Annotated in this window: 15 protein-coding genes; 7 read left to right on the top strand and 8 right to left on the bottom strand. The window is 65.5% G+C overall.

What is annotated here, in order from left to right; genetic code table 11:
* Positions 1-149 precede the first annotated feature (149 nt).
* Entirely contained in the window at positions 150-1,184 is a 1,035-nt protein-coding gene (locus tag VT84_RS31985) for a DUF1559 domain-containing protein (RefSeq protein WP_082842373.1), read from the top strand.
* A 126-nt stretch (positions 1,185-1,310) separates the two neighbouring features.
* On the opposite strand, the gene VT84_RS31980 is transcribed toward VT84_RS31985, so the two are convergent.
* The 3 genes from VT84_RS31980 to VT84_RS31970 form a co-directional block, all read right to left on the bottom strand.
* A complete protein-coding gene (locus VT84_RS31980; protein ID WP_082842372.1) occupies positions 1,311-1,724 on the bottom strand; it encodes a hypothetical protein in 414 nt (137 codons plus the stop codon).
* Positions 1,725-1,737: 13 nt separating this feature from the next.
* Positions 1,738-2,652, bottom strand: coding sequence for a DUF1559 domain-containing protein (locus VT84_RS31975; protein WP_082842371.1), 915 nt, complete (start codon positions 2,650-2,652; stop codon positions 1,738-1,740).
* A 437-nt stretch (positions 2,653-3,089) separates the two neighbouring features.
* A complete protein-coding gene (locus tag VT84_RS31970) occupies positions 3,090-3,677 on the bottom strand; it encodes a DUF4337 domain-containing protein (RefSeq protein ID WP_082842370.1) in 588 nt (195 codons plus the stop codon).
* A gap of 431 nt (positions 3,678-4,108) precedes the next feature.
* Here VT84_RS31970 and VT84_RS31965 point away from each other — a divergent pair, with 431 nt between their 5' ends.
* On the top strand, positions 4,109-5,479 hold the full coding sequence (locus VT84_RS31965; protein WP_162271910.1) for a sigma 54-interacting transcriptional regulator: 1,371 nt from the start codon (positions 4,109-4,111) through the stop codon (positions 5,477-5,479).
* Positions 5,480-5,701: 222 nt separating this feature from the next.
* Here the strand turns inward: VT84_RS31965 and VT84_RS31960 are convergent, their stop codons facing one another.
* The 3 genes from VT84_RS31960 to VT84_RS31950 form a co-directional block, all read right to left on the bottom strand.
* Positions 5,702-6,043 carry a hypothetical protein gene (locus tag VT84_RS31960; protein WP_052551668.1) on the bottom strand — a complete coding sequence of 114 codons (342 nt, stop codon included), beginning with the start codon at positions 6,041-6,043 and terminating at the stop codon, positions 5,702-5,704.
* A gap of 15 nt (positions 6,044-6,058) precedes the next feature.
* Entirely contained in the window at positions 6,059-7,090 is a 1,032-nt protein-coding gene (locus tag VT84_RS31955; protein WP_082842368.1) for a DUF1559 domain-containing protein, read from the bottom strand.
* Positions 7,091-7,429: 339 nt separating this feature from the next.
* Positions 7,430-9,508 (bottom strand): thioredoxin domain-containing protein, encoded by a 2,079-nt coding sequence (locus VT84_RS31950; protein WP_082842367.1) that lies wholly within the window; start codon positions 9,506-9,508, stop codon positions 7,430-7,432.
* Positions 9,509-9,576: 68 nt separating this feature from the next.
* On the opposite strand from VT84_RS31950, the gene VT84_RS31945 reads away from it, so the two are divergent.
* Positions 9,577-10,395: a phosphatidylinositol-specific phospholipase C/glycerophosphodiester phosphodiesterase family protein gene (locus tag VT84_RS31945; RefSeq protein WP_082842366.1), complete on the top strand. Its 819-nt coding sequence runs from the start codon at positions 9,577-9,579 to the stop codon at positions 10,393-10,395.
* A 226-nt stretch (positions 10,396-10,621) separates the two neighbouring features.
* Positions 10,622-12,193 (top strand): RNA polymerase sigma factor, encoded by a 1,572-nt coding sequence (locus tag VT84_RS31940; protein ID WP_162271909.1) that lies wholly within the window; start codon positions 10,622-10,624, stop codon positions 12,191-12,193.
* A 313-nt stretch (positions 12,194-12,506) separates the two neighbouring features.
* Here the strand turns inward: VT84_RS31940 and VT84_RS31935 are convergent, their stop codons facing one another.
* Positions 12,507-14,294, bottom strand: a complete 1,788-nt coding sequence (locus VT84_RS31935) for a DEAD/DEAH box helicase (protein WP_239465521.1) — start codon at positions 14,292-14,294, stop codon at positions 12,507-12,509.
* A gap of 268 nt (positions 14,295-14,562) precedes the next feature.
* Positions 14,563-15,111, bottom strand: a complete 549-nt coding sequence (locus VT84_RS31930; protein ID WP_052551677.1) for a hypothetical protein — start codon at positions 15,109-15,111, stop codon at positions 14,563-14,565.
* 415 nt (positions 15,112-15,526) lie between these two features.
* Here VT84_RS31930 and kbl point away from each other — a divergent pair, with 415 nt between their 5' ends.
* The 3 genes from kbl to tnpB all read left to right on the top strand — a co-directional run bounded on the left by kbl (position 15,527) and on the right by tnpB (position 17,795).
* A complete protein-coding gene (gene kbl, locus VT84_RS31925) occupies positions 15,527-16,717 on the top strand; it encodes a glycine C-acetyltransferase (protein WP_082842364.1) in 1,191 nt (396 codons plus the stop codon).
* Positions 16,718-17,013: 296 nt separating this feature from the next.
* Complete coding sequence (gene tnpA, locus VT84_RS31920; protein WP_082842363.1) at positions 17,014-17,442, top strand: IS66 family insertion sequence element accessory protein TnpA; 429 nt, start codon at positions 17,014-17,016, stop codon at positions 17,440-17,442.
* Positions 17,436-17,795: an IS66 family insertion sequence element accessory protein TnpB gene (gene tnpB, locus VT84_RS40340; RefSeq protein ID WP_204249672.1), complete on the top strand. Its 360-nt coding sequence runs from the start codon at positions 17,436-17,438 to the stop codon at positions 17,793-17,795. The genes tnpA and tnpB overlap by 7 nt, the downstream gene beginning before the upstream one ends.
* Positions 17,796-17,829: the final 34 nt, after the last annotated feature.

Genomic DNA, 17,829 nt, shown 5'->3' with positions numbered 1-17,829 from the left:
GATCGGTTCGAGAATCCAGCGCAAAGCCGTCGGACACCAATACCAGGTGCCGACCCCCGACGGGGAAACGTGATCGATCGGCCCGGCCCTCCGCAAGGTGCGGAGCACGCGCGCCGGGATTCGTCACCTTATCCTCCCGAGGGAACGCGATGCGTTTTCACCCCGGTTCTCGTCGCGCGTTTACGCTGATCGAACTCCTCGTCGTCATCGCCATCATTGCCATTCTCATTGGGCTGCTGTTGCCCGCGGTGCAGAAGGTCCGCGAGGCCGCGGCCCGGATGAAGTGCTCGAACAATCTCAAACAGCTCGCGCTCGCGGTCCACAACTACGAGAGCGCTTACGGGTCGCTCCCACCGGCCGTCGTGAACACGACCACGCGGAGCACCATTCCCGGCCTGAACGAGTACCTCTACTCGCCGACGCCGGCGAGCGGCGGGATCTACGCCAAGCACGGGTTCCTGTCGGTGATGCTGCCCTACATCGAGCAGGGGAACGTGCTGACGGCCGCGGCCGGCGGGTACAACTACACCAAGGACTGGAACGACCCGGCGAACCAGCCCGCGGCGAGCGTCCGCATCCCGACCTACGAGTGCCCCTCGTCCCCCGCCCAGCACGTCATCAACCCGAACCCGTCGAGCTCGACGTTCTTCCCGGCCACGTCCGACTACTGGCCCGTGAGCCGCGCGAACACCAACGCGAACGCCTGGATCGGCGCCGGGCTGGCGGCCCCCGGGAGCACCGACGTGTGCAACGCGGTGCTGACCGCCAACCAGCGCACCAACTTCATGGCGATCACGGACGGACTGAGCAACACGATGATGCTCGGCGAATCGGGCGCGCGGCAGGAGGGCTGGGCGAAGGGCAAGCAGTACGCGACCTCCGCTACCCTGGGGTTCACCGGCGGGGCGTGGGCGAGCGAGAGCAACAACATCGTTTGCGCGGGAACCAAGGGCCCGGTGACGCCCGGCGTGAAGCCGGCCAAGGTCGCCAACGGCGCCTCGGACGCGACCGGCGCTCAGGCCATCAACGCCTGGAACCAGGGCGAGCTGTACGCCTTCCACACCGGGGTGTGCAACATCGCGATGGGCGACGGGTCCGTCCGGTCCCTGCGCGACAGCATCAGCCTGGGTGCCATGTACAAGCTCGCGTTGCGTGCTGACGGCAACCCGCTCGATCCGGAATAACGTGCGATCAAAACCGCGGGCCATCGCCCGACCCGCGTCAATGCGAGAAGCCCGATCCACAGTGGATCGGGCTTCTTCGTTTCTGTTAGCACCCCGCCCTTGCGGACGGGGTTCACCGGGCGGACGTCACTTCGTCAGTTCCCAGTTCTTTTCGTTGGTGCCGCGCTTGGCCTCGAATGTGAGTGTGGTCTTATCAGGTTTACTGTACTTGTCCGGGAGCAGCTCGGCGGTGACCGGCATCTCCGGGCTGTTGGGGGTGTTGTAGATCTTCTTCTTGTTCACCACCTTGGCCCCCGAGATCACCACCTTGGACGTCCCGACCGGAACCTTGGTGGCCGTGTACTTCCCGTCCTTGATGGTGCCCCCGGCCGGGTTCTTCCCGTCGGTCGGGTAGAACCGGATCGCCCCGTCCTCGATCGGCGCGCCGTCGAAACTCACGGCCCCGGTCACCTCGACCAGGTCCGGCTCGCCGGAGCACCCGACCAGTGCGGCCGCGCCCGCGAGCACCGCGACCCCACCGGCCCATCGGAATCCGCGCATGGGTCGCCTCCGGTTACTGGTTGGGAACGACTTCGCCGCCGCTCATGGTGCCCATGTACGACCACGCGGTCGCGTTGATGCTGTTGGTGAAGAACCGGATGCTCCCGTCGCACAGGGCCGCGTTGACCCCGCCCGTGTGCCGGCTCCGGGCCGCGCTGAACTGCGAGCCGGCCGTCGAGTACGGCATGGCGGGGTCCGAGCCCACGGCCCAGTTCACCACGTCCGGGACCGACGAGTTCGGGGTCGTCAGGGTCATGAACTTGAACACCCCGTCGTCGTTGTGGATGTCCCCGCGCCAGTCGTTGTCGTCCGGGCTCTTGGCCATCAGCGTCTCGGACATCATCAGCGTGTTGCTGGTCCCGTCGGTGATCGAGGTCATGACCACTTTGCCCGGCGTGCTCCGGTTCCCGCTGACGTGGTAGAACGGGGCCTGCCCCGCGGGGGGCGCGGTGTCGTACAGGGCGTTGCCCCAGTTCACCACGTAGTTCCCGCGGGCGCGCTGGTAGTACGCGCTCGGGGAGTTCAGGTCCGAGCCGTTGTCGGTCGGGCAGTAGTAGATCGCGACCCGCGCGCCGCACAGCCCGGTCATCGTGTTCCCGATCGTGGTCGGGGGCTCGTAGAACTGCTGGGTCGGGTAGTTCACCTTGCTCGAGAGCGCGGTCTGCTCCACGTAGGGCCACAGGTACATGACCCAGGACTGGCGCGGGTTGTTGCGCGCGCCGATCGGGAACTGGCCCACCGCGTCGTGGTAGTTGTGCATGGCCAGGCCCCACTGCTTCAAATTGTTCGAGCACTTCATGCGCGCCGCGGCCTCGCGCACCTTCTGCACCGCGGGCAGTAACAGACCGATCAGGATGGCGATGATGGCAATGACGACCAGCAGCTCGATCAGCGTGAACGCGCGACCGCGGCGAGTCAAATGACTCATGACAAAACCCCCGGGAGAGTGGGCGAATGATCGGTGCGAGTACCCAACGAAATGACAGACAACCAGACGTTACCCGAGTGATGGTTAATCTGGCAAGAGGCAAGTTTTAAAATTGTGAAAGATGAGACTTGCCGATTCCTACTCACGTCGAACTAATCCCTTCGCCTCCAACATGGCACCGGACCGGTCGTTGGTCGGCCGGTTTAAGTCCAACGGTACTCGGCCCCGCGCTCGTTGAGTTCAGGGCGGTGTTTCCTCGTTTCTTGCGTCGCCGCCCGAGGGCGTTCCGAAGCCCGTCGTTCTCGGCCCGAGCGCCCGGCGCGACGGAACCGGGTGCCCCACCGGTGACCGGTTCGCGCCCGTAACCTCCCCGTTCGGAGCGCCGTAGTGCGGCCACGTGCGGAATGGCACCGGGCGCCAACCGGCCGTTCGCCAGTTCACTCCAGTCCCGGCAGTTTCAGGAACAGGCCGTAGCCGTTCGTACACAGCAGCACGCCGAGACCGGCGAGGGCCAGGCTCCCGTAAAACGCCCAGCGCTTGCCCGAGAGCATCGCCACGGACGCGAGCACGATCGCGATCTGGAGCAGCACTTCTGCGTAGTCGAAGTACGGGTCGCGCCGGGCGGCCACGTCGCGCTCGGCTTCGAGTTTCTTCGCGTCCTCCAGGATGTCCTTCTTTTCTTTCGCGTACTCTTCGGCCTTTGTTAAATACTTGCTCCGCGACTGTTCCATCCGGGCGCGCTGGGCGGGCTTCAGCTCGGTGCCGAGCAGGTCCATGTCCAGTTGCAGCTTCTCGGCCTCCAGGATGTACATGTTCTCGCGCATCACCTTCGCCTGGTAATACGCCCACTGGTTGCTGGCCTGCTGTTGGGCCATCACCATGTCCTTGCCGGCGTTGCTGCCGCCCAGCGCGGTGACCGCTAGCGCGACCGCGTACACGGCCACGCACAGCGCGATCTTCTTGGTGAACGGGTCGCCGGCCTTCTCTTCGGCTTCGTTCGGATCGGGCACTTCGATATCGGCCATGAATCACCGCGTGAGTTGGAACGAAAGCGTGACGTGTCGGGGATTGCTCTATTCGCGCCTCCCCGGTGCCGCCACTAGTCTCGTTTCGGGAGCGTCGTAACGGATCATGAGCCGCGACCGCAGGGGCGGTGGCGCCTCCCGCGCCCTCGCGGTCGCGGCTCGTTACGACGGGCACCGAAACTGGTCTAACGCGGCACGAGTTCTCTTCGTGCGGGCGCCGGATAGACTGTCAGGAGCGACGGGAACGAGCGTGCTGTGTTGAATTGATGCGTTCGGTTTGTGGTTTGGTGGCACAGGCCTCTGGCCCGTGGAGGCGCTCACACAGGCCAGAGGCCTGTGCCACGAACACAAAAATACGCGCTTTTAACGCGGCAAGTAAGAGCCAAATCCCTTCGCACTCCGAAATCAATTCACCCGCGCGTTCTTGCTCTATGTCCACCCCTCCGCCACCGTCCGGTAAGGGCCGCCCGGCCAATTCGAGCGGGTTCGCGTGGCGGGCCTTCTTCCACCAGTCCGCGACCCCCGTGTTCGTGCTCGGGAAGAGCCGGCGGTTGCGGTACGCGAACCCCGCCTGGGAGAAGCTCGCGGGCGTGAAGCTCGCGGAGGCGCTCGGAATGGTGTGCTCCCAGCGCCGGCACAGTACCCCGCTCGCCGCCGCGCTCGCGCCGACCCCGGAAGCCCTCGCGGGGCGCCCGGACCGCGCGCGCCGACCGGCCCCGCCCGGGCGTAACGGTCCGCCGTGGTGGGACGTGACCTTTGCCCCCCTTGCTGGCGACGGCAGCCCGCGTGAAGCGCCGGCCAAAGCGGGCGAAGCCCTGTTCGGGTTCGTGGGATTCATCGCGGTGGTCGGGGAACCGGTGCCCGCCGCCGCACGAAAGGTGCCGCCGAGCGTCGCCGCGCTTCGCGACCGGCGTGCGACGCACTTCAGCCCGGAACTGCTCGCGGGGGAATCGCTCGCGTCCGCGCGACTGGTAGCCCAAACGCGACTCGCGGCTCAAATTACCGCGCCGGTGTGGATCGTGGGGGAACCCGGGAGCGGAAAAGAAACGGTCGCGCGCGTCATTCACCACACGAGTGCGGTCCGGGACCGCGCGTTCGTCGCGATCGATTGCGCCGGGCTTCAGCCGTACCTGATCGAAAGTCTGTTGTTCGGTCACGGCGGGTTGAGTGCGTCGGACCGTATCGGGACGGTGTATTTGAAGGAACCCGGGGCACTTCCGCGCGACATGCAGCAGCGGCTCGCCGATCACTTCACCGAACCCACGTCCGCACGACTCATCTGCGGGTCCGATCGCACTGCCCAGGATGCGGTCGCAGGCGGTCGGCTCGTTCCCGTGTTTCAGACCGTCTTTTCCGCTTTTGAAACGCGAGTTCCGCCGCTCCGCGAGCGCCTCGACGACATTCCGCGACTCGCCACGCGGCTCGTGAACCGCGCGATCGATTCGGCCGCCCTCACCGTGTTGCGTGGGTACTCTTGGCCCTCGAATTTGCGCGAGTTCGTGGAAGTGCTACACGAATCCACCGGGGAGGGGAGAATCGGGCCGATTCTGCGCGAGCACCTGCCGCACGAGCTTCGCGTGAAGGCCGGACTCATGCGCTCGGGGCCACCGAAATCGCTGAACCTGGACGCGATCCTCGAAGCGGTCGAGAAGCGAATCATTCAGCTCGCGCTGCGAAAAGCGAACAACCACCAGACCGAGGCCGCGGAGCTGCTCGGCGTGTTCCGCGCCAAGTTGGGGCGCCGGCTCGACGCGCTCGGCATCCCGGTCCCGCCGCAACCGCCGAAACCGCGGAAGGAGTGAGGGCACCACCGGTAAGGGCACACGTGGTTTCCGCTCCGTGCTACGTCCGCGGTCCCTCCGGGGCGGAAAGGCATTGATTCGACATCGTACCAAGAACTAGATGGGCAGAATTGGTGCGGGAATTCTTGGCTCTCGGTCTTCGCCCGGGAGTGGTCAGACAAAAAACAGCGGGCGCGGCACCTGGTCGTGCCGCGCCCACAGAGATTATTAGCGCTCGTGCCGTTAACCGGCCGTTTGCTTCGGCTCCAATTGTTTGAGCATCTCCTTCGCCTTGGCCGCCGTTTTCGCCTTCGGCTTCTGCAACTCGGCGAACCCCTGCTCCAGGATCTTGGCCCGCGCCGGGTCGGTCTTGCGGACCTCTTCGACGATGTAGGTGAACGAGGTCACCTCGCTGCCCAGCGCCTGTCCCTTGGAGTAGTTGTTGAGGTACTGCTTGGCCTGCTCCAGGGCACTATTTTCCTTGACCTCAATGGTTTGCTCTTGCACCCGGCCGGACGGCCCGCACCCGATCGGGGCACAGGCCGCCACGAGGAGAGCGGCCACAGCGTAGCGGTAACGCACCATGTGTTTCCCTCCGGGTTAGAAGTTGCCCATCACCTTGCCATCGGACCGGTTGCCGAGGAGCTGGAACGTGACGAGGTCGATGCTGTTGTTGAGGAACCGGACGGACCCGTCGCCGAGGAGCCCGTTCACCCCGCCGGTGTGCATGCTGCGGGGCGGGACGATGCCGTACCCCCAGTCGTGCGCGCCGCCCGGGCAGCAGTCGCCGCCCGCGGTCGGGTACTGCCAGTTCGGGGGAGCTGCCGTGGTGAGGGTGGACTGACCGGCCGAGTACCACGCCCACATGGTGCCGTTGTTGGAGCGCATGCCGCTCGGGGACGACTGGGCCACGGTCCCGATCGAGGCCAGTTCCGCGGCCGTGGGGAAGTTCTTGTCCACGACGGAGTTGAACACGCCGTTGTTGGTGTAGAAGAAGTCGTAGGGGTACTTACCGGCGGACCCGCTCGCGTTCGAGCCGGACAGCAGCTCCGAAGCGAGCAGCGTGTTCGACAGCCCGTCGGTCACGTCCCCGAACTTCCGGTCGCTCTGGTAGGAGACGATACCGTTGAACCGGTCCCCGGCCCACACGGTCTCGACCGAGCTGCCGGTGGACCAGCCGTAGTTGGACCCGGGGCCGTCCCACCCCGCGGGGTTGGTGCCCCGCGCCGGCGCCTGCGGCGACGACGGGCACAGGAACACCGACAACTTGGTGTTCATGAGCGTGTTGTAAGTGGTGCCCCAGTCCGCCCGGGCCGCCTCGAACAGTTTGTACAGGTTGTCCTGCTCCACGTAGGGCAGGATCTCGACGTGGGCACTGGTCGCCTCCCACGCATTGCCCCCGACCTGGCGGTAGTTCCGCGGGAACTTGCCGTTGGCGTCGTGGTACGTGTGGATCGCCAGCCCGAGCTGCTTCAGGTTGTTCTGGCACTTCATCCGGGCCGCGGCCTCGCGGACCTTCTGCACCGCGGGGAGCAGGAGCCCGATCAGGATCGCGATGATCGCGATCACCACCAACAACTCAATGAGCGTGAACCCGCGCCGCGCGCGGGTGAGACGGAGGGAGAGGTACATGACCGATCCTTAACAGGAGGGAACCGACGAATGAATCCTCGGCTGAACGGAGTGTGGCAATTGAAACAGGAGATACACACTCGGTCCACATCGTATTTACACGATTGAATGTGTCAGTTCTACCTTAAATTCACCAGAAAAAATCAGGCACGAGTATTAATGGAATCTAATAAATATTGAGTTCCATTTGGTATTGACAGAATATTATGAGAATACCAATGGCGTGGCGCCCGCGCCGCGGACCGGGCGCTTGTGTGCCTTGGTCCGCGGCGCGGGCGCCGCAAGTGGTGAAACCGGGACAACTTACCGGCGGAGTTCAGCACTCGACCGGGACGAGAATCAGCCCAGTCGGGCGACCGCGTCGGCCCCCACGAGCGGGGACCGGCAGGCGAAGTTCTCACACACGAACACCGTGACCGTGCCGTTCACGGCCCCCCTACCCTCGAACAACGGGGCCAGTTCCGCGGGCGGCGCGCCGGTCGCCGGATCGTGGAACGCGACCACGCGGTTCGGCCCGAACCGCCCGCGAACCGCGACGATCGCGCGCTGCGTTTCCGCGTCCTGCGCCGGGCCGACGATCGCGATCTGCTGGACCGGCCCCAAGTAGAAGTTGAGCGCGGCGAGCATCTGCCCGGACGCGGCCGGGTGCTCGGCCATTGTCTCGCGGTAGCCGCGCAGCGCGCGCTCGGCCGGGTCCGCGAGGTCGCGCCGGCCGGTGAGCGCGGCGAGCCGCAGGAGCACCGTCACGGCCATCGCGTTGCCGCTCGGCGTCGAGCCGTCGTGCAGGTCTTTGGTGCGGGCAATGAGTTCCTCGTGGTCGTCCGCGGTGAAGAAGAACCCCGGCCCGCTGGGGTCGGCGAAGTGCTTCAGCATCGCCTCCGCGAGTTCGAGCGCCGACCGGAGGTACTTCGGGTCGAACGTCGCTTCGTAAACCGCAACGAGCGCGTCCGCGAAGAGTGCGTAATCTTCGAGGTAGCCGGTCAATTTCGGCGATTGTCCCACGCCGGTCGTGCGGTAGAGCCGGCCGTCGGGGGTACGCATGGTGCCCAGGACGAAGTCCGCAGCGCGCGCCGCCGAGCGCGTGTACTCAGAGGCGTTGAGCGCGGCCCCGGCCCGCGCGAGCGCCGCGATTATCAATCCGTTCCACGCGGTCAGGATCTTCTCGTCGCGCCCGGGCCACACGCGCTTCGCTCGCGCGTCGTAGAGCGCCCGCTTCACGCGCGCGAGTTTCGCCTGAAAATCCGCGAGCGCCAGACCGTGCGACTTCGCCTCGTCCTCGTCAGACAGCGTGCGGGACAGGATGTTGTGGCCCTCGAAGTTCCCCTGTCGGGTCGCGCCCCACACCTTGCACGCGAACTCTGCGTCTTCAACGCCGAGCGCCTCGCGCAGTTCGTCCGTGCTCCAGACGTAGAACTTGCCCTCTTCGCCCTCGCTGTCGGCGTCCTGCGTGCTGAAGAACGCGCCCGGCGCGCTGGTCATTTCGCGGTACACGTAGTCGAGCGTTTCGCGCGCGATCTGCTCGAAGAACGGGTCGCGGGTCTTCTGGAACGCTTCGGTGTACGCGGACGTGAGTAGCGCGTTGTCGTAGAGCATTTTCTCGAAGTGCGGTACGAGCCACTTCGCGTCCACGCTGTAGCGCGCGAACCCGCCCCCAATCTGATCGTACATCCCACCGCGGGCCATCATCGTGAGCGTGTGCGTCACCATCTCCAACGCGACGGGATCGTTGAAGCGCTCGGAGAGCCGCAGGAGTAATTTCAGCTCCAAAGCGTGCGGGAATTTGGGCTGCGCGCCGAACCCGCCGTATCGCGGGTCGTAGTTCCGGCGCAGCCCGGTCAGCGCGCCGGAGAGCAGGTCCGGCGACACGGCCGTGTCGCTCACTTCGAGGGCACCCATCTGTTGCAGGTCCGCGACGACGCTGGTTCCAATCTCGTGAACGCGGTCGCGCTGGGTGAGCCAGGCGTTGTGAATTCCCGCGAGCAGTTGCTTGAAACTCGGCCGTCCCTGCGCCGCGTACCGGTTATCGGGCGGGTAGTACGTGCCCGCGAAGAACGGTTTGAGGTCCGGGGACAGGAACACCGACAGCGGCCAGCCGCCGCCCTCGCGCGTGAGCACGTGGAGCGCGTTCATATAGATCGTGTCGAGGTCCGGGCGCTCCTCGCGGTCCACTTTGATGCACACGAAGTGCTCGTTCATGACGGCCGCGGTGGACTCGTCCTCGAAGCTCTCGTGCTCCATGACGTGGCACCAGTGGCACGCCGAGTAGCCGACCGACAGGAAGATGGGGCGGTCCAGCTCCTTCGCGCGGGCCAGCGCCTCCGGCCCCCAGGGGTACCAGTCCACCGGGTTATTGGCGTGCTGCTTCAGGTAGAGGCTCGTCTCGGCGGCGAGGCGGTTCGGCGTGCGCGCGGCTGACATGGCGTGTCTCGTGGTACATCGGGCGATAGGATTGTACGAAACCGCACTTCCCCAACCGTGAGTTCCGCATGACCTCGTTCTACGTTGCGCTCGGCGCGTGCCTGCTCGCCGCACCGGGCGCCGGCGCCGAGCCGCCGAAGAAAATGGCCGCTCCCCTACCCCGGGCACACGCGCACAACGACTACGAGCACGCGCGCCCGCTGTTCGACGCGCTCGATTGCGGCTTTTGCAGCGTGGAAGCCGACATCTGGCTCGTGAAGGGGGAACTGCTCGTCGGGCACACGCCGCTCCAACTCAAGGCGGGGCGCACGCTGGAGAAGCTGTACCTCGACCCGCTCCGGGAACTCGTGAAGGCCAACGGCGGCACGGTGTACCCCAAAGGCCCCGCGTTCCACCTCATGATCGACGTCAAAACGGACGCGAAAGAAACCTTCGCCGCGCTCACGAAGGTACTGGAAAGTTACGCGGACCTGCTCACCGTCACGCGCGACGGCAAAACCGAGGTGAAGGCTGTGACGGTTGTCATCAGCGGGAACCGCGACGCGAAGGCGGTCGCCGAACAGAAGACGCGGTTCGCGGCGCTCGACGGGCGCCCGGCCGACCTGGACGGCACCACACCGGCCGCGCTCGTTCCGTGGGTGAGCGAATCGTGGCGCACGCTGTTCAAGTGGGACGGCACCGGTCCGATCCCGGACGCCGAGCGCAAGAAGCTCCGCGAACTCGTCGCGAAGGCCCACAAACAGGGGCGCAAGGTCCGGTTCTGGGCCACACCCGATAAGGTCGAGGTGTGGAAAGAACTGCTCGACGCGGGGGTGGACTTTCTGAACACCGACAAGCTCGCGGACCTGGAGAAGTTCTTGAGGGAAGAGGAAAAACAGAAGAATTAGCCACGGATGAACACAGAAAGCACGGATCAAAGCAGAAGACAGAAGAGTTTTGGACAGGATTAACAGGATCGACCGGATTCAAAACGCGCCCGTGTACACAGGCTTCCGTCTCTGTGTACACGGGTATGCGCACTTCTGAAACCGCTCGTTATTTTCCACTCTGCTGAATAAATTCCCCCCGCTGCGGGAGAGTCATGGTGTTCGGGCAACCTGCCAGGAGAAGACCGTGGTGGACTCGGTGAACCGCGGGGGGGCCGGCTGGCTCTGGGGCGCGTTCACGGCCGCTCGCGAGCGGGCGGAATCCGACGCCGACCTGCTCGGCCGGTTCGTCCGCACGCGGGACGAGGCCGCGTTCCGTGAACTCGTCCGCCGGCTCGGGCCGACGGTGTTCGGGGTCTGTTGTCGCTACCTGGGCAACAGCGCCGACGCCGCCGACGCCTTCCAGAGCACCTTTCTCGTACTCGCGCGTAAAGCCGGAACGGTCCGCCCGCCCGGTCGGGTGGCCGCATGGGTATACGGGGTCGCTTGCCTCGCCGCCCGCAAGCTGCGCCAGACCCGGCAGCGGCGACGGCTCCGCGAGGTGGCCGTGCCTCACCCGCCCGACCGCCCCGCACCGGAGGGAGAGATGGACACCGAACTGCGGCCCGCGGTGGACGAGGAACTCGGCCGGCTGCCGGACAACTTCCGCCTGCCGATCGTGCTGTGCGGGCTGCGGGGGCTGACCATTGCCCAGGCCGCGGCCGAACTCGGTTGGCCGGTGGGGACGGTAGCCACAAGGCTGAGCCGCGGTCGGGCGGAGTTAGCGAAGCGACTGGCGAGGCGAGGAATCACCCTCGCTGCAATAGCCGCCGTGGGTGGGTGGTCCGAACTCGTGGCGGGTGTTCCGCCGCGATTGATCGAACAGACCGTGGCGACGGCCACCGGGGGCAGCGTTCCCCCGGCGGTAACCGCCCTCACTTCGGAAGTGGTGAACGCCATGACGTGGACTCCCTTGCGGCAGTTGGGCCTCGGCCTGCTGGTCGCGTCGGCGGTGGCACTGGCTGGTGGCGCGATTATCTCGAACGGGATTGCGGCCCCAGCGCCCACCGCCCCAATCTTCAGCGACACCCAACCGCCCCCGGGCGACACCAAGCCGGCCCTCGACCGCGTGGAATGGAACATGGTGGCCGGTCTGTTGCGTCAAGCGTCGGTGCGAAAGGAGATCGGGCTGAGTCCCGACGACTACAAAACCCTCGCGGAGTTCCGCAAAGAGCGCCGGGGCGCCTTAAAGAAGCGGTTGGAGGCCGGCTTCCAGGCCGGGGGCCAGCAGAACGGCGGGGGCGTCCAAAAGACTCGGGGCCAGCAAAATGGCGGACCGGGCGACCTGGCCGCGGCAGAAGCCCTCGATCAGTACCTAAAGGGCCAGCGCGAACTGGAAGTAGAAGTGGCGAAAAAAGCGGCCGAAGTTCTCACTCCGGCTGGGGTGAAGCGACTGAAACAAGCGGTCCTTCAGGCGGCCGGCCCGCGCGGGCTTTTGGACCGGGTCGCCATCCGCGAACTGCAACTAACCGCCGAACAGGAAGACCGGATCGCCGCAGCCCTCGGCCCCGTCCGATCGCCGCTGAACGTGATCCAGAACGCGCGATTAGAGCGGACGGCACAGGAGCAGGATGCTGTTATGGAGACCGCACTGAAGGGGCTCACAGCCGACCAACGAAAGCGGTGGGACGCACTGGTCGGCAAGGCGCTACCAACCGCGGATCTACTCAGAGCCAACCCGACGTCCGAGGAGTCGATGGCCGACTTGAACGGCGAGTAACCGGAACCGCTGCTACGCACGGCTGGAACATTGCAAGCGACGCGGCCCCGTTGGTGAACGGGGCCGTGTCGTTTCGATCCAGTTTAAATCCCGTCCAAAGCTCTTCTTCTGTTCTGATCCGTGTTCTCTGTGTTGATCCGTGGCTAATCTCGTTTCGGGATCGTCGTAGCAGCTTGTAACGAGCCGCGACCGCAAGGGAGCGGGGCTTCCCGTGTGTGGAACCGCGAAGATAAATGGGGTGCGCCTCCCGCTCCCTTGCGGTCGCGGCTCGTTACAAGGACACCGAAACCGGACGAATTCTTACTTCACCCGATCAGTGTTTGTCGCGCTTCGGGCGCGCCTTGATGTCGAAGAGGCCGAAGATTTCGTCCTCGTTGAGTCCGAGCGAGGCCGGTTTCTCGGCCTGAGAGAGCAGGTCGTTGAACACCTGGCGCTTCGCGTCGAGGATGTCCGCGATGCGCTGCTCGATGGTGCCGCCGCTGAGGAACCGCGTCACCGTGACCGGGTGCTTCTGGCCGAGCCGGTGGGCGCGGTTGATCGCCTGGTCCTCGACCGCGGGGTTCCACCAACGGTCGAACAGGAACACGTAGTTCGTGAACTGGAGGTTCAGCCCCACGCTCCCGGTGCCGTAGCTCATGAGCAGCACGTGCGCGTCCGGGTCGGCCTTGAACCGGTCCAGGATCGGCGTCCGCTGCTGTTGAGGGATCTTCCCGTGGTACTGGAGCGGGCCGTACCGAGCGAGCGCCTGGGCCAGCACCTCCAGTGGCTCGACCCACTGCGAGAAGATGATCGCCTTCCGCCCGCTCTCCGCCACCTCTTCCATGTCCGTGAGCAGTTGTTCCAGCTTCGCGCTCTCGCCGGTGAGCGGGTCGAAGTTGCAGATCTGCTTCAGCCGCATCACGAGTTGGAACACGTGCTGCACGGTGATCGTGTCGCCGAGTTCGTTCAGGTGGATGACGCCGTTGTCCTCGGCGCGTGCATACGCGGCGCGCTGGGCCGGTGTGAGTTCCACTTCGAGGTCGCGGATCACCTTGGGCGGCATGTCCGTGAGCACGTCGTCCTTCGTGCGCCGCAGGATCGAGTCGGACGTGTACTGCGGGATGCGGCGCGGCGGCGTGTCCGCCGGGATGCGGTTCGCGTCGACGAAGCTGAAGATATTCACCAGGTCGTCGGGGTGGTTCTCGATCGGCGTGCCGGTGAGCGCCCAACTGCGACCGCGGTTCAACGAGCACACCGCCTGCGCCGTTTTCGAGCCCTTGTTCTTGATGCGCTGGGCCTCGTCCAGCACCACCGCGTCGAAGTAGACGCGCTTGTCGGCCGCGAGGTCGCAGTCGCGCGTGAGGGTCTCGTAGTTGATGAGTTTCAGCGGGCAGTTGGAGACGAGCCACGTGCTGCGGCGCTGGTCCGGGTCGCCCTCGAACGTCTCGAACGGCACGTCCGGCGCCCACATCTTGAGTTCGCGCGCCCAGTTGTGTACGAGCGGCTTCGGGCACACCACCAGCGCCTGTTTGATTTCGCCCGAGTGGAACAGCAGGCGCAGCGTGAGGATCGCCTGGGCCGTTTTGCCGAGGCCCATCTCGTCCGCGAGCATGGCGTGGTGCCGGGGCATCAGGAACGCGATGCCCTCGAGCTGGTACGGGAACGGCGCGAACGGCACTTCGAGCTGGCGCCCGTCGAACAGCCCGTCGAGCGGCGGTTGCAGGAGGTAGAGCAAGCGGTCTTTGAACAGGACCGTGTCCGCCGTCGGCTTCGGACGGATGCGCGCCTTCGCGCCGTCCGGGTTGTCGGGCAGCGTGGGAAGGTTGACCGAATGGCGCCCCACTTTCGGTTCGGTCGCTGATCGCGGGGGCGGTTCGTACTCCACGGGCGGGGCCGGGAACTTCCAACCCTCGGTCGTGACGCTCAGATCGAGGCGCCCGAGCGAGCGCACCCACGGCGACTCGGTAAGCAAGCGCGCCTCGCGCACGTTCGGCTCGATCGCGTGGTCGAACTTCGGCAGGTCGCGCGTTTCTAGATCAAAGGTGATGGGGAGATCGAGGGAAAAACCTCCCCCCCCGTCCCCCCTCCCTGAAGGGAAGGGGGAGAAAGAATCAACGGACACGGATACAGTTTCAAGCACAGGGGTTTCGCGCACCAGCTCCCCCTTCCCTTCAGGGAGGGGGGACGGGGGGGTAGGTTGCGGCTCCAACCCCTCCCCAACCCCTACCCTAAACGGAGAGGGGCTTAAAACCGGGGCTTGTGGTGCGGTTGTCTGGGCATTTGGTTCTGTTCCCCCTTCCTTCCTAGGGAAGGGGGTTAGGGGGTTAGGTTGCCTTTCCTCCCCCTTCCCTTCAAAGGCGGCTGAGGATGTCGGTTCTGCGCCTGCCACATCAAGCCGCACGGTTCGTTACTCCCATCTTCCGGGCTTCGCTCACGGCCTCGCGAATGCGCGCGAACGGCTCCGCCAGATCGACCGCCGGGTCCACGCGCTCCAGCAACTGCGCCACGAGATCGCCGTCCGAAGCGAACCGCGCCGAGAGCAGAATCCCGCCCGGGGTGCGTGTGTGCGAACGCGCAACAGTTTCCGGCGCGGGCGGGGTGCCCGGGGTCGATAGTGCGATCACCGGAATCTCGATCCGCGCACGCAGTGCAAGCGCCGCCGGTGAATCTGTAACGATTAGATCGGGTTTTGTGCCGGTCTTCTCCACTAACGTCTTCCCGATCACGTCGGCATGGAGGTATTCCGTTAAAGTGGGGCCGTAAAGAGCGGTCTGGACCCGGTTCGGCTGCACGGCCGTTGTGAGGCGAAATTCGAGCGGGCGCCCCCAGCCGTTGGTGACCAAGTACCCGCCGAGCCAGCCGGTTTGGTCCTGGAACACCGCGAGGAAGCCGAGTGCCAGTGAGCCGGGCGGTTTAGGTGGTGCGGCCTGTTGTGTCACGGTAAGCGATCCTGACAGTGCGTGATAACCAAGAGGCACCCCCCACATCGGCCCGAAGCGCGGACGCGGTTGACGCTGGTTCGCCCCAACGACGCAAAATGGGCCGTTTCAGGCGCGGCAGCCGGAACCAGTTGCGCAACTTATCAGGCGCGTCCGGAAGAACGTCGAAATGTACGGCCCTGCGGAGTACAACGTGTCCCGCTTGAGTCATTTCTGTGGGCGGCCCCACGAACAATTTTGAGATGGGGCGGGGGTTTCACTCAAGCCGGGTGAGACATCATTTCGCGGTCCGGGAATAAATCTGGCAGCATTAGCAGGATCGACCGGATTTTGATGATTGCTCCCGCCGTTCGTCCGCACGCCCTTCGGCGGGTCCGTCGATACAATTCCGGCATTCCACACGAGGAGTTCGGATATGCCGGCTGACGACATCAATGCGTTCCTTCGCACTCAACTCGACGACCTCAAAACGAAGGGGCTGTATAAAGCCGAGCGCCGGATCTCCTCGCCGCAAATGTCCGGCATCACGGTGAACGGTGCCGAGGTCGTGAACTTCTGCGCGAACAACTACCTCGGCCTCGCGAACCACCCGGAGATCGTGAGCGCGGCGCAGGACGGACTCAAAGAGTGGGGCTACGGTCTCTCCAGCGTGCGGTTCATTTGCGGCACGCAGGACATCCACAAGCGCTGCGAGCAGCAGATCGCCCGGTTCTTCGGTAAGGGCGACAGCATCCTCTACATTTCGTGCTTCGACTCCAACGGCGGGCTGTTCGAGCCGCTCCTCACGGAACAGGACGCGATCCTCTCCGACGAACTCAACCACGCCTCGATCATCGACGGCGTCCGGCTCTGCAAGGCCCAGCGCTTCCGCTACAAGCACAACGACATGGCGGACCTGAAAGCGAAGCTGGAAGAGGCGAAGAACTGCCGGTTCAAGATGATCTTCACCGACAGCGTGTTTAGCATGGACGGTGACCTGGCGAAGCTGCCCGACATCTGCCAACTCGCCGACCAGTACAAGGCCGCGGTGGGGATCGACGACTGCCACGCGACCGGGCACCTGGGCGCCACCGGGCGCGGGGGCGCGGAGGAACTCGGCGTTCTGGACCGCATCGACGTCATCACGGGCACGCTCGGCAAGACGCTCGGCGGCGCGAGCGGCGGGTTCACCGCGGCGAGCGCCGAGATCGTGGACTGGCTGCGGAACCGGTCGCGCCCGTACCTGTTCTCGAACAGCGTGCCGCCGTCACTGGTCGCGGCCGGGATGAAGGCGCTGGAACTCGCCGAGAGCGCGACCGAACTGCGTGCGAAGCTCAAAGCGAACACGGCGCGCCTCCGCGGCGCGCTCGAAGCGGCCGGGTTCACGATCAAGCCCGGCCCGACGCCGATCCTCCCTGTGATGCTCGGCGACGCGGCCGTCGCAACGAACATGGCGAACGAACTGCTGAAGCGCGGCATTTACGTGATCGGGTTCAGCTACCCGGTGGTGCCGCACGGTCAGGCGCGCATCCGGATGCAAGTGTCCGCGGCGCACACGCCCGAGCAGATCGACCGCGCGATCGCCGCGTTCACGGAAGTCGGCAAGCAACTCGGCGTGCTGAAGTAAAGAGGATTGGCCACAAGGGGGTAGGGAAAGAGCCGCGGATCACGCAGATAACGCGGATCAAAACCAAAGACAGATTGGCCACATTGTTTTAAAGCCCCGTGAGGGGCGGAGGCGAGTAGCCAGGGGTGAAGCGGAGCGCAACCCCTGGCGCGCCCGTCGGTACCGCAACGGGCGAATCATTGCGACGAGAGAACTACCGAAGTACGCGCGAATCGGCAGAGGATTCGTAAGCGCTCGGTGAAGTACAGGTCTTGCGTCGTGAGGTACGATGGGGGATTTTCCCCGGAGTGCCCGTCGTGCCTCGACCTCACCTGCGTGATCCGAAGCTCGAACAGTTCTGGCGTGCGACCGTTGCCAAGTGGGCCACTTCGGGCCGGAACATTCGGGACTTCTGCCGCGAGAACAAGCTCCCCGAGCCGTCCTTCTACGCGTGGCGCCGCGAGATCGCCGCCCGTGACCGAACGCCGGTCGCCAAGTCCATTCGGCCCGTTACCGCCGCACCCGCTCGTCGTAACCCGAAGCCCGCGCGCCCAACGCGACCGGCGCGGCGCGGCACTTCGGCATCGGCGCCAACTCCGCGCCCGAGCTTCGTTGCGCTGCGCGTCGTACCCGGTACCCCGCTCGAACTGGTGCTCCGCTCGGGTCACGTCCTGCGCGTCCCGCCGGGGTACGACGCCAACCATCTGCGCGCCGTGGTGGCCGCGCTGGAGGGCGCCCCGTGCTGAGCCTGTCGCTCCCCGGGCGCGTGTTCCTGTGCGCCACGCCGACCGACATGCGCAAGAGCTTCGACGGGCTCGCGGCCGTGGTCCGCGAGCACCTCAAGCAAGACCCACTGGCCGGTGACCTGTTCGTGTTCCGCAACAAGCGCGGGGACCGGCTCAAGCTCCTGTACCGGGACGAGGACGGACTGGCGGTGTGGGCCAAGCGCCTCGAAGCCGGCACGTTCCAGTTCCCCACGCCCGGGTCCGATGGTGACGCAGTCGAGGTCAAGGCCACCGACCTGGCCCTGATCCTCGGGGGCATCGAACTGGACTCCGTCGAGCGCCGCAAGCGGTACCAGCGGCCCACACCGAGTTGATCCCACCTCACTTCGCAACTCTTCGGGCCGTCGC

This window comes from Gemmata sp. SH-PL17 (genome assembly GCF_001610855.1).
Taxonomy (GTDB): Bacteria; Planctomycetota; Planctomycetia; order Gemmatales; family Gemmataceae; genus Gemmata; species Gemmata massiliana.
Note: the sequence above shows the minus strand (reverse complement) of the source record. Positions and strands in the feature narration are given on the sequence as shown.